At 60.6% G+C, this 12,837-nt stretch carries 8 protein-coding genes and 1 pseudogene; 2 read left to right on the forward strand and 7 right to left on the reverse strand.

The features are described from left to right. Window positions 1-4: 4 nt before the first annotated feature. The 3 genes from pstA to pstS all read right to left on the reverse strand — a co-directional run bounded on the left by pstA (window position 5) and on the right by pstS (window position 3,035). Window positions 5-895, reverse strand: a complete 891-nt coding sequence (gene pstA / locus F0P97_RS18785) for a phosphate ABC transporter permease PstA (protein ID WP_182283488.1) — start codon at window positions 893-895, stop codon at window positions 5-7. Continuing rightward, on the reverse strand, window positions 892-1,830 hold the full coding sequence (pstC, locus tag F0P97_RS18790; protein ID WP_182287249.1) for a phosphate ABC transporter permease PstC: 939 nt from the start codon (window positions 1,828-1,830) through the stop codon (window positions 892-894). The genes pstA and pstC overlap by 4 nt, the downstream gene beginning before the upstream one ends. Window positions 1,831-2,003: 173 nt before the next feature. Beyond that, window positions 2,004-3,035 (reverse strand): phosphate ABC transporter substrate-binding protein PstS, encoded by a 1,032-nt coding sequence (gene pstS / locus F0P97_RS18795; protein WP_182283489.1) that lies wholly within the window; start codon window positions 3,033-3,035, stop codon window positions 2,004-2,006. 440 nt (window positions 3,036-3,475) lie between these two features. Here pstS and F0P97_RS18800 point away from each other — a divergent pair, with 440 nt between their 5' ends. After that, window positions 3,476-4,957: a Ppx/GppA phosphatase family protein gene (locus F0P97_RS18800; protein ID WP_046462525.1), complete on the forward strand. Its 1,482-nt coding sequence runs from the start codon at window positions 3,476-3,478 to the stop codon at window positions 4,955-4,957. Window positions 4,958-5,180: 223 nt separating this feature from the next. Further along, a pseudogene (locus F0P97_RS18805) lies at window positions 5,181-5,893 on the forward strand (IS5 family transposase). 71 nt (window positions 5,894-5,964) lie between these two features. On the opposite strand, the gene ppk1 reads toward F0P97_RS18805, so the two are convergent. The 4 genes from ppk1 to ftsH all read right to left on the reverse strand — a co-directional run bounded on the left by ppk1 (window position 5,965) and on the right by ftsH (window position 12,717). Further along, window positions 5,965-8,031, reverse strand: coding sequence for a polyphosphate kinase 1 (gene ppk1 / locus F0P97_RS18810; RefSeq protein ID WP_182287250.1), 2,067 nt, complete (start codon window positions 8,029-8,031; stop codon window positions 5,965-5,967). Between the two features lie 471 nt (window positions 8,032-8,502). Continuing rightward, window positions 8,503-9,837 carry a phosphoglucosamine mutase gene (gene glmM, locus F0P97_RS18815; protein WP_182283491.1) on the reverse strand — a complete coding sequence of 445 codons (1,335 nt, stop codon included), beginning with the start codon at window positions 9,835-9,837 and terminating at the stop codon, window positions 8,503-8,505. Between the two features lie 37 nt (window positions 9,838-9,874). After that, window positions 9,875-10,723, reverse strand: coding sequence for a dihydropteroate synthase (gene folP, locus F0P97_RS18820; RefSeq protein ID WP_182283492.1), 849 nt, complete (start codon window positions 10,721-10,723; stop codon window positions 9,875-9,877). Between the two features lie 71 nt (window positions 10,724-10,794). Further along, window positions 10,795-12,717 (reverse strand): ATP-dependent zinc metalloprotease FtsH, encoded by a 1,923-nt coding sequence (gene ftsH / locus F0P97_RS18825; protein WP_182283493.1) that lies wholly within the window; start codon window positions 12,715-12,717, stop codon window positions 10,795-10,797. Between the last annotated feature and the right edge of the window lie 120 nt (window positions 12,718-12,837).

The raw sequence follows: 12,837 nt of genomic DNA on the forward strand, positions 1-12,837 counted from the left end.
CGAATTATTTCTGGCGGGTGATGAAACGCGCCAGGATATTCAGACCCAGCACAGCCACAGTGATGAGGAAGACACCGGCCCAGGCCAGTTGCTGCCAGTTCTCATACGGGCTCATGGCAAATTTGAAGATGGTGACCGGCAGGCTGGCCATGGGCTTGCTCATGTCTGCATTCCAGAACTGGTTGTTCAGCGCCGTGAACAACAGCGGAGCGGTCTCGCCAGCAATACGGGCCACTGCCAGCAGCACACCGGTGATCACGCCGGCGCGGGCTGCGCGCAAGGTCACCATGATGATGACCTTCCACTTGGGCGTACCCAGCGCATAAGCTGCTTCACGCAGGCTGGCCGGCACCAGCACCAGCATGTTTTCCGTGGTGCGGATGACCACGGGAATCACGATCAGCGCCAGCGCGATCACGCCGGCCATGCCGGAGAAGCTCTTGAAGCGCACCACCACCACGGTATAGACAAACAGACCGATGACGATGGAGGGTGCCGACAGCAGAATGTCGTTGACGAAACGCGTGGTGGAAGCCAGCCAGCCTTTTTTGTCGTACTCGGCCAGGTAGACCCCTGCCATCACGCCGATAGGCGTGCCCACGAAAGTGGCCAGCGCCACCATCATCAGCGAGCCCCAGATGGCATTGGCAATACCGCCCTCCTCGTTGGGGGGAGGCGTCATCTGCGAGAACAGGGCGAAGTTCAGACCGCCCAGGCCCTGGCGAATGGTTTCCCAGAGAATCCAGACCAGCCAGAACACGCCAAACAGCATGGCTGCCATGGACAGGGTCAGCGCGACCTGATTCAGATGCTTGCGCCTGTTGTACTTGGCCTGACGCACCGCAGCCAGATCGGCTGCATCGAGCATTTTGGAGGAGGTGGAAGTCGGGCTCATGAGCGGGCTCCCTCGTTCTTCTGCAGACGGTTGAGCAGCAGCTTGGACATGGCCAGAACCACGAAGGTGATGAAGAACAGCACCAGACCCAGATAGATCAGCGACGCCTGATGCAGGCCCTCGCCCGCTTCGGCAAACTCATTGGCCAGCGCCGAGGTGATACTGTTCGCAGCCTCGAACACGGACAGGGAATTGAGCTGGTTCATGTTGCCGATCACAAAGGTCACGGCCATGGTCTCGCCCAGTGCGCGGCCCAGGCCCAGCATGACACCACCCAGCACGCCGGTCTTGGTATAGGGCAGCACCACTTTCCAGACCACTTCCCAGGTCGTGGAGCCCAGACCGTAGGCCGACTCCTTGAGCAGCGCCGGCGTGACTTCGAACACATCGCGCATCACGGAGGCGATGAAGGGGATGATCATGATGGCCAGAATGATGCCGGCCGACAAGATACCGATACCCACGGGAGGGCCGGAGACAAAAGCGCCCAGATAGGGCACACCGGTCAGCAGGTTCTGCAGTGGCTGCTGCACATAGGTGGCCAGCACGGGGCCGAACACCATCAGGCCCCACATGCCGTAAACAATGGAGGGAACTGCAGCCAGCAACTCGATGGCAGTGCCCAGAGGGCGCTTGAGCCAGGCAGGCGAGAGTTCCGTCAGAAACAGGGCAATGCCGAAGCTCACGGGCACTGCAATGATGAGCGCGATGGCCGAAGTGGCCAGCGTGCCGTAAATCATGACCAGACCGCCGTATTGATCCTGCACGGGATCCCAGACACTGCTGGTCAGAAAGCCCAAACCATATTCGGAGATGGCGGGCCAGGCACCGAAGATCAGCGAAACCATGATGGCCAGCAGCAGCACCAGCGTCAGAATCGCTGCGCTGCGTGCCAGGCCACCAAACAAACGATCCGCCATACGTCCCGAGATCATCGGAGCACGTGGCGGAGAGGGAGAGCGTCGCTTGGCGGCATCGGTGGGGGCTGCAGCCAGCGAACTGGAGGGCGACGTAGTGGACACGTGAGCGCCTTTATTCGCAAAGGGTTGAAACAAGCAGCGAACATACCGTCCGGCACGGCAGCCCGCTGCTCACTGATGACACGAAATTACTTGGAAACAACCTTGCCCGAAGTGTCCTTGATGTCGTTCCAGGACTTGAAGATCACGTTCTTGACAGCGTCGGGCATGGGCACATAGTCCAGGTCGGCGGCAGTCTTGTCACCTTGCTTGTAAGCCCAGTCGAAGAACTTCAGCGAGGTGGCGGCCTGAGCAGGCTTTTCCTGAGTCTTGTGCATCAGGATGAAGGTTGCCGAGGTGATGGGCCAGGCGTTCTTGCCGGGCTGGTTGGTCAGGATCTGGTAGAAGCTCTTGGCCCAGTCAGCGCCAGCAGCAGCCGCCTTGAAGGTCTCGTCGTCAGGAGAGACAAAAGTGCCTTCCTTGTTCTGCAGCTGTGTGTAGGTCAGCTTGTTCTGCTTCACATAGGCGTACTCGACATAGCCGATGGAGTTGGGCAGGCGACCCACAAAGGCGGCAACGCCTTCGTTACCCTTGCCGCCGGCACCGGTGGGCCAGTTCACGGCCTTGCCTTCGCCCACTTTTTCCTTCCACTCGGCATTGACCTTGGAGAGGTAGTTGGTGAAGCCGAAGGTGGTGCCGGAGCCGTCAGCGCGGCGCACGGGAGCGATGGCCGCGTCAGGCAGCGCCACACCGGGGTTCAGAGCCGTGATGGCGGGGTCATTCCACTTGGAAATCTTGCCCAGGTAGATATCGCCCAGCACCTGGCCCGACAGCTTCAGCTGGCCGGGAGCCACGCCCTTGATGTTGACCACGGGAACAATGCCGCCGATCACGGTGGGGAACTGAACCAGGCCCTTCTTGGCCAGTTCCTCATCCTTCAGGGGCTCATCGGAAGCACCGAAGTCCACGGTCTTGGCTTCGATCTGCTTGACACCGGCGCTGGAACCCACGGACTGATAGTTAATCTTGACGCCGGTGGCCTTGTGATAGTCGGCAGCCCACTTGGAATACAGAGGAGCCGGGAAGCTCGCACCGGCACCTGTGGCTTCCTGGCTGGCGTTGGCAATACCCGCTGCAGACAGAGCACCAGCCACCAGAACGTGAATCAAGGACAACTTCATGAAACGACCTCTTAGGGTTGAAAGATTCGATGGAGTGAACTTTAAAAACCTTTTATGACAAGGTCGTGACATGAAAATTTCAAGGCGCAACCGAGTGAAAGACCTCCAGCGCAGTCATGCGAGTGTCATATTTCATTCGCAAACTGCTGAGCCTTGACCCTCAGACCCGACCCGGGTAACAGCTTGTCGCAAGGCTGGAGTCTGATCGCCGGCAATGTATGACATAGTCTGTCACACAGCGTGACCGCACTCTGACGGCCCAATCCGGCAAAAACCTGCAAATACCTGACTTGGCAGAGGTTGAACCCAGCGCCCAACAAGCTCGATGACGGCCCATATTGCATATTCCACTGCCCAGTGCATGTGTCGCCAGTTCCATCACGCTCATGCTCTGCCCGTGCCCCAACCCGCATAACAACAACGCATTGATTGGCTCAGAAATGGCTCCTGAATCGCTGCTTGCCGCCGTAGACCTTGGCTCCAATAGTTTTCGCCTTGAAATAGGCCGCATCGGCTCGCATCAACGCATCGAGCGTGTGGAATATCTCAAGGAAACCGTGCGCCAGGGCAATGGCCTGAACTCGCGCCAGGAACTCTCCCGCGAAGCCATGGAGCGCGGCTGGGAATGCCTGGCTCGCTTTGGCGAGCGCCTCCGGGGCTTTGATGCCTCGCATGTCCGCGCTGTAGCCACCCAGACTCTGCGCGAGGCACTGAATGCCGACGAATTCGTGACGCGTGGTAGCCAGTTGCTGGGCTTTCCCATCGAAGTCATTGCCGGCGAGGAGGAAGCCCGGCTGATCTATCGCGGCGTGGCCAGCTCGCTGCCGCCCAGCCAGCAAAAACGCCTGGTCATCGACATTGGCGGACGCTCCACCGAAATCATCATCGGCCAGCACAGCCAGCCCCTGCAAGTGGCATCGTTCGCACTGGGCAGCGTCTCCTGGAGCAGCCGTTTCTTCAGCGACGGCGCACTGAACAAGGCCAACTTCCAGGCCGCCGTTGCCGCCGCCAAGCAATGCCTGACCCAGGCCCAGTTCGCCTACCCGGGCACGGCCTGGGACTGCGCCTATGCCTCCTCCGGCACGGCCAACGCCGTGGCCGATGCTCTCACAGCCCAGGGCCTGGACGGACAGGTGATCACGCCCGCCAAGCTGCGCTACCTCTACGAGCTGCTGCTGGACATCGGTCATGTGGAGCGCCTGCGCATGCCGGGCCTCAAGGAAGATCGCCGCCCGGTGGTCGCAGGCGGCATCAGCGTGATGATGGCCGTGGTCGACCTGCTGGGCATTACCGAGCTGGAAGTCGCACAGGGCGCACTGCGCCAGGGAGCTTTGCACGACCTGCTCGACCATGAGCCCCCTGCCGACAAGGAAGCCGCGGAAGTCGGCGCGCTGCAGCTGGACTTCGGCGTGGACGTACCCCATGCCCAGCGCGTGCAGCGCATTGCCACCCAGCTGTGCCAGCAAATCCTGCCCGCAGAAACCGCACCGCTGAGCACTCAGGCCCTGGCCATTGCCGCGCAGCTGCATGAGGTGGGCATGCGCGTGGCCCTGAGCGACTATCACCGTCACGGCGCCTATATCGTCGAGCATTGTGGCCTGGCCACCTGGGAGCCCGAGCTGCGCCAGCGCATCTGTCAGCTGGTGCTGGGTCACCAGGGCAAGCTGCGCAAGCTGGAGGACGCCATCGAAGAGCCGCAGCTGGCCCTGCCGCTGATGGCACTGCGCATTGCCGTGCAGTTGAGCCATACCCGCCGCGACCCTGACATGCAGGGCATGCAGATCAAGCGTTCGGGTTCGGAATGCAAGCTCTCCACTCCTTCGGGCTGGATGCTGACCTACCCGCAATCCGCCCGCCTGCTCGAGGAGGAAGCCATGGCCTGGAGCAAGACGCCCTGGAGCCTCAAGCTGCAGCTGCGCTGATATCACCAGCCAGGCCGCAGCGCGGCCTGCAAAAGACAAAGGGACTGCGAGGCAGTCCCTTTGTCTTTTGCTCTGTAGAGCCCCCTCAAAAAGATAGCTGCAAGCACCTGTCAAACAATGATTTCAATACTAGGGTCTGTTGAGATTTGATTTTTACCTTCCGGGGTGGCGTCACAATCGCGCTGTGATGCGATACGTTTTGACAGATGAACAATGGGCTCGTATGAGCCCATTGTGTTTAGGGAAGATTGGGGATCGAGGACGCAGTGGCTCCAACAATCGACTGTTCTTGGAAGCAGTGCTTTGGGTTGCGCGTACAGGTAGCCCTTGGCGAGATCTGCCGCCTGAATTTGGCAAGTGGAACACCGTCTTCAAACGGTTTCGCGACTGGGTCAAAGCTGATGTCTTTCAAAAGCTGTTTGACGCGGTCAGCGATCAACCGGACATGGAATACGTGATGGTGGATGCAACGATTGTGCGAGTGCACAGGCATGGACAGGGTGCAAAAGGGGGTCTGCGAGCCAGGCCATAGGTCGCAGTCGAGGTGGTTTGACCACCAAGATATTGGCGCTGACGGATGCCCTTGGAAACTTGATCCGATTTGTGTTGCTGCCAGGCCAACGGCATGATCTTCAAGGTGTAGAACAGCTGCTCGAAGGCATAGACCTGCGGACATTGCTGGCCGACAAAGCGTTTGACGCAGACTGGCTGAAGCAACACTTGCTGGCACAGGGTTGCCAAGTGGTGATTGCACAAAAGGCCAATCGTCGAGCGCCCTTGCAGATTGATATAGAGGTCTACAAGTGGCGGCACTTGATCGAGAACTTCTTTTGCAAGCTCAAGGAGTTCAAGCGCATTGCAATGCGCAGCGACAAGACAGACAGCAGCTTCGCTGCTGTCATCACGCTGGCATCGGCTGTGATCAATTCACGTTAAATCTCAACACGTCCTAGAAATATCTGAAAACATTGCATATCAGGCGCAAGACGCTCCTCTTTTCAGCGTATTCAAACGCTCTTGCTGCCGTAGCGCACCATCAGGGCCTGCTGGGCGCCCTTGCCCTCCAGCGGACGCACAGGCTTTTGGTAAATGCCCGAGGCATCCAGCGTCCAGGCATCGCGGTCGTCGCCCAGATAGGCCACCAGGCACTCGTCGATCACGCGCTGGCGCAGCTTCTTGTCAAGCACCGGCCAGGCCAGCTCCACGCGGCTGAGCATATTGCGATTCATCCAGTCGGCACTGGACAGCAACAGCTCTTCTTCCTGCCCCCAGGCAAAGTAGAAGACGCGTGAATGTTCCAGAAAACGGCCGATGATGGAGCGCACGCGGATATTGTCCGTCACGCCCGGGCGCTGTGCCGGCAGCATGCAGGAGCCGCGCACGATGAGATCGATCTGCGCGCCCTTGCGACCGGCCTCTACCAGGGCGCGAATCAGGGGCTCATCGGTCAGCGCATTCATCTTGAGCACCATGCGCGCCTTCTCGCCCCGCGCCGCTGCGGCGGCCACCAGGCCGATCAGCTCCAGCATGCGGTTTTGCAGATGGAACGGCGCCATGACCAGCTTTTGCAGCTTGGGCATGGTGTTATGGCTGGACAGGTGGCGAAATACCGCATCCATATCGGCCGTGATCTCGTCATCGCAGGTCAGCTGGCTGATGTCGGTGTAAAGGCGCGCGCTGCGGGCGTTGTAGTTGCCCGTGGACAGATGCGCATAGCGCTTGAGCTGGTTGTTGCGCTTTTCACGACGCGTGATCAGCAGCATCTTGGCATGGGTCTTGAGGCCAACCACGCCGTACACCACCTGCACGCCCAGCGACTCCAGCTTTTCCGCCCAATTGATGTTGGCCTCTTCATCAAAGCGTGCCTTGAGCTCCAGCACGGCCAGCACTTCCTTGCCGCGGCTCACAGCCTCGGCCAGCAGGCTCATGATCTCGGAGTCGGTGCCCGTGCGGTAGATGGTCTGCTTGATGGCCAGCACCTGCGGATCGTTCACGGCCTCGCGCAGCAACTCCAGCACGCCATCAAAGCTCTCGAAGGGCTGGTGAATGATGATGTCGCTCTTGCGCATCTGCGCCAGGATGGAGCGGCCGGGCACGAGCTGCGTGGGCCAGGCAGGTTTCCACTTGGGAAACAGCAGGGCCGGGTCGTCGACCAGATCGATCAGCTGCATCTGGCGCACCAGATTCACCGGCCCCTTGACGCGGAACAGCGCCTCGGCGGGCAGCCCGTACTGCTCCAGCAACAGGTCAGAGAGCACCACCGAGCAGGACGAGGACACCTCCAGACGCACCGCCTGGCCGTAGTGGCGGTGGTGCAGGCCCTGGCGCAGGGCCATGCGCAGGTCGACCACATCGTCTTCATCCACGGCCAGATCGGAGTGGCGGGTGACACGGAACTGCGAGAACTCCGACACTTCGCGCCCCGGGAACAACTCGGCCAGATGGGCACGCACCACGCTGGAGATGCTGACAAACAGCTTTTGCTTGCCCGAGATCTTCTCGGGCAGGCGGATCAGGCGCGGCAAGGCACGAGGCACCTTGACGATGGCCACTTCATTGGCCCTCCCGAAGGCATCCACACCATTGAGGCGCACGATGAAATTCAGGGCCTTGTTGGCGACCTGCGGAAAGGGATGCGACGGATCCAGCCCCACTGGCATCAGCAAGGGCTGAACCTCGCGCATGAAGTACTCGCGCACCCATTTGCGCTGCGCCACGCTGCGCTCGCCGTGAGAAACCAGGCGAATCGCATGCTTGTCGAACGCGGGAATGATGGACTGGTTATAGAGCTGGTACTGCTTGGCAACCAGGCCGTGGGCCGTAGTCATCAGTCGCTCGAAGCTGGCGCGCGAGTACGGCCCCTGTTCATCACCGACCTTGGCGGCCGAGACATGGGGGGCGCAGCGCACCTCGAACCACTCGTCGAGATTGGAAGACACGATGCACAGATAGCGCAGGCGCTCGAGCAGCGGCACATCCTCGCGCTCGGCCCAGTTCAGCACGCGCTCATTGAAGACCAGAATGCTTTGATCGCGGTCCAGCAGCTCCAGAGTCGGCTCGATCACAGGCGGCATGGCTACCTCGTTCTTGGACGCCGCTCGGCGTCGGCGCGGCGCTTTGGCAGGGGCAGAAGAAACCGGTGTCGCAGCGTCGGAAACGGCACCGGGCACACCATGGTGCCCGGCCGCCCCGGCTTGCGCAACTGCAGCCGGCTCGCTCGCGGAGTTGACGACCGCCGTCGTAACGGGAGACACAAGCGAGATATGCGCCAGACCCAGGGAGGCAGGTCCCGCCTCATGCACCTGACTGTCGGTCTGCGAGGTCACTGAAGAAACTGCAGCCGGATCCTGCCCTGAAGATGAAGTGATGGAAGTGGGAAAAAAAGAGTCGGAACCAGATACGGATTGGGACATGTGGCAGCAGCCTGCGAAAGCTTGAAGCACCCCTGAGGGCATGTCCGCAGTCTGCCCATGGTTTATGACAATTAGATGACCAAAAGATGACTGTCATCATTGTTCATGACAGTCATCAGGGTTTGCACAACTTCAGCTGGCCCTGACCACCTCGGCCAGGCGCTCGGCACAGTTGCTGGCCATGTCCGCACTCCTGGCCTCGACCATGACTCGCACCAGGGGCTCGGTACCGCTGGGACGGATCAGTACACGGCCATCGCTGCCCAGCAGCCTTTCGACCGCTGCCTGCTCACCAGGCAGCTTGGCGTTGCTCTTCCAGTCCTGGCCAGGCTGCAAGCGCACATTGATCATGACCTGGGGAAACAGCTTCACGGACTCCAGCCACTGGGCAATGGTCTTCTTCGAGCGCACGCAGGCCTGCAGCACCTGCAGTGCGCTGACCAGGCCGTCACCGGTCGTGTGCTTGTCCAGCGCCAGCAGGTGGCCCGAGCTTTCGCCGCCCAGCTGCCAGCCCTTGGCATTGAGCGCTTCCAGCACATAGCGGTCCCCCACCTTGGCACGGACAAAACCCACGCCCTGCTCCTTGAGCGCCTGCTCCACCGCCATATTGGTCATCAGGGTTCCAGCCACACCGCTGACTACGTCGCCGCGAGCCAGGCGATCGGCCGCCATGAGATAGAGCAGTTCGTCGCCGTTGTAGAGGCGGCCTTGCGCATCGACCAGCTGCAGGCGGTCGGCATCGCCGTCCAGCGCCACGCCATAGTCGGCATTGTTGGCTCGCACCGCCCTCACCAGCGCTTCGGGATGGGTCGCGCCAACTCCCTCATTGATATTCAGGCCGTCCGGCGAGCAGCCTATTTCCACCACATTGGCACCCAGTTCGTGAAAGACCTTGGGAGCAATCTGATAGGCCGCCCCATGGGCCGCATCCACTACGATCTTCAGGCCGCGCAATGACAGGCTGTGATCGAAAGTGCTTTTGCAGAACTCGATATAACGGCCGGCGGCATCGGCCAGACGTCGCGCCTTGCCCAAAGAGGCTGAATCCACCCAGACGGGATCTTCCTTGAGAGCGGCTTCCACATCCTCTTCCCAGGAATCAGGCAGCTTGGTGCCCTCGGCACTGAAGAACTTGATGCCGTTGTCATAGAACGGGTTGTGGCTGGCACTGATCACCACCCCCAGGCTGGCGCGCTGGGCGCGCGTCAGATAGGCCACGCCCGGTGTCGGCAAGGGGCCAAGCAACATGACATCGACACCGGCAGAGTTGAAGCCCGACTCGAGTGCACTCTCCAGCATGTAGCCGGAGATGCGGGTGTCCTTGCCGATCAGCACCAGAGGGCGCTCTTGCGTGCGGCGCAACACGCGCCCCACGGCATGCGCCAGGCGCAGGGCAAAGTCAGGCGTGATGGGCGACTTGCCCACCGTGCCGCGAATCCCGTCGGTGCCGAAATACTGTCGTGCCATATTCTCGTTGTCCTTTTTAGATTCAATATCTCTGTCATCATGCCTGCAGCGCTTGCGCATCATGCATGGCCTGCCAGACTGCCAGCGCAGCCACCGTATCCCTCACATCGTGGACACGCACAATTTTGGCCCCACGTTCGACCGCCAGCAATGCCGCCGCGACGCTGGGCACCATGCGCTGATCCACAGGCAGGCTGGTCACCTGCCCCAGGGAGCCCTTGCGCGACCAGCCCGCCAGCAGGGGGAAGTCTAGGCCCAGCAGCTCACGCTGATGTGCAAGCAAGGCAAAATTTTGTACCACGCTCTTGCCAAAACCAATACCGTAGTCCCAGGCGATGCGGGAGCGAGCAACGCCGGCCTCGAGCAAAGGCTGAGTCACCTGCAGCAGAAAGTCCCGAACTTGAACCACGGCATCGCCCTGCATATGCTCCAGATGCATGTCTTGCGGTGTCTTGTGCATATGCATCAGGCACACGCCACAGCTGGCGTGCCTGCTCACCACCTCAAAGGCACCGGGCTGGCGCAGCGCCCAGATGTCGTTGATGATGTCCGCCCCCAGATCCAGAGACGCGGCCATGACTTCGGGCTTGTAGGTATCGATGGAGATGGGCACGTTGAGCTTGACGGCTTCGCGCAGCACGGGCAGAACGCGAGCCAGCTCGTCTTCAAGGCTCACAGCGGGCGAGCCCGGCCTGGTGGACTCGCCACCTATATCCAGAATATGCGCCCCTTGCTCCAGAAGCCGCTCCGCATGAGCCATGGCCTGGGATACACCGGCATGCCTGCCTCCGTCCGAAAAGGAATCCGGAGTCACATTCACGATGCCCATGACCTGAGGCTTGTCGAGCTGCAAGAGAAAACGCGAGGTTTGCCACTGTTGCGACATAAATCTTCCGATATCTGAGAGTGCAAAAACAAAAGGCCCCTGAGGGACCTTTTGTGTATGAGGCTTGGCGCTCAAGCCGTAGTCGGCGAAGGCTCGGCATTCGATGCGGGATTGCCTCCCGAGGAATTGCCACCATCCGACGAGGGTGGGTTGCGAGGCGTCCAGTCCTTGGGAGGACGAGGCTCCTTGCCTGCCATGATGTCGTTGAGCTGCTCGGCGTCGATCGTTTCCCAGTCCAGCATGGCCTTGGCCATGGCATGCATCTTGTCGCTGTTGTCTTCGATCAGCTTGCGCGCCAGAGCATATTGCTCGTCGATGATGCGACGCACTTCGTCGTCCACCTTCTGCATGGTGGACTCGGACAGATTGGAGCCACGGCTGAAGGTTCGGCCCAGGAAAGGCTCGCCTTCCTGCTCGGAGTAGACCATGGTGCCCAGCGCATCGCTCATGCCGTAGCGCGTCACCATGTCACGGGCGATCTGGGTCGCACGCTCGAAGTCGTTCGACGCACCAGTCGTCATCTGGTTCATGAACACTTCTTCGGCAATGCGCCCACCAAACAGCATGGCGATCTGGTTGAGCATGTACTCCTTGTCATAGGAGTAGCGGTCCTTCTCGGGCAGGCTCATGGTCACGCCCAGCGCACGGCCGCGCGGGATGATGGTGACCTTGTGTACGGGATCGCACTTGGGCAGCAGCTTGCCGATGAGAGCATGGCCGGCTTCATGGTAGGCCGTATTGCGGCGCTCTTCCTCGGGCATGACCATGGTCTTGCGCTCGGGGCCCATGATGATCTTGTCCTTAGCCTTCTCGAAGTCCTGCATCTCCACGGTGCGCGCATTGCGGCGTGCCGCCATCAGCGCAGCTTCGTTGCAGAGATTGGCCAGATCGGCACCCGACATGCCGGGCGTGCCGCGCGCGATGATGGCGGGGTTCACGTCCTGGCCCACGGGGATCTTGCGCATGTGGACATTGAGGATCTGCTCGCGGCCGCGGATATCAGGCAGCGTCACATAGACCTGGCGGTCGAAACGACCGGGACGCAGCAAGGCGGCGTCGAGAATGTCGGGGCGGTTGGTTGCCGCCACCACGATCACGCCGAGATTGGTCTCGAAACCATCCATCTCGACCAGCATCTGGTTCAGAGTCTGCTCGCGCTCGTCATTGCCGCCGCCCATGCCGGCGCCGCGCTGGCGGCCAACGGCGTCGATTTCGTCGATGAAGATGATGCAGGGTGCATTCTTCTTGGCGTTCTCGAACATGTCGCGCACGCGGGCTGCGCCTACGCCGACGAACATTTCAACGAAGTCGGAACCCGAGATCGAGAAGAAAGGCACCTTGGCTTCGCCCGCGATGGACTTGGCCAGCAGCGTCTTGCCGGTACCGGGAGGGCCGACCAGCAGCAGACCGCGGGGAATGCGGCCACCGAGCTTCTGGAACTTGTTGGGGTCCTTGAGGAAGTCCACGACTTCCTTGACTTCTTCCTTGGCCTCATCGGCACCCGCCACATCGGCAAAGGTAACGGTGTTGCTGTTCTCGTCGAGCATGCGCGCCTTGGACTTGCCGAAGCTGAAGGCGCCGCCCTTGCCGCCGCCCTGCATCTGGCGCATGAAGTACACCCATACGCCGATCAACAGCAGCATGGGTCCCCAGCTCACAAGCAGCGTCATGAGCAGCGAGCCTTCTTCACGTGGCTTGACGTCGAACTTGACGTTGTTGTTGATCAGGTCGCCCACCAGACCGCGATCGAGGTAGGTGGCGGTGGTGCGGATCTTGCGATCATCGATGGTGGTGGCTACGACCTCGGTACCACCGGCACCTTCCTGAATGGTGGCGCTCTTGATACGGTTGTTGCGCACTTGCTCCAGGAATTCCGAGTAGCCAACATGAGAGGCACCGCCAGCACCTCGGGTGTCAAACTGTTTGAACACCGTAAACAGCACCATGGCGATGACCAGCCAGACGGCGACTTTTGAAAACCACTGATTGTTCAAGCGGGGCTCCAATGGAATATTCAGACGTAAAGGCCCGGAGGGGACTCCAGACCTAGTTGAGGTTCATTTTAGGTGTTTCAAGCGCCCAGGACGCCTATTTCCCCCTATAGCGGCCATAGG

Source organism: Comamonas testosteroni, from assembly GCF_014076415.1.
GTDB classification, from domain to species: domain Bacteria; phylum Pseudomonadota; class Gammaproteobacteria; order Burkholderiales; family Burkholderiaceae_C; genus Comamonas; species Comamonas testosteroni_F.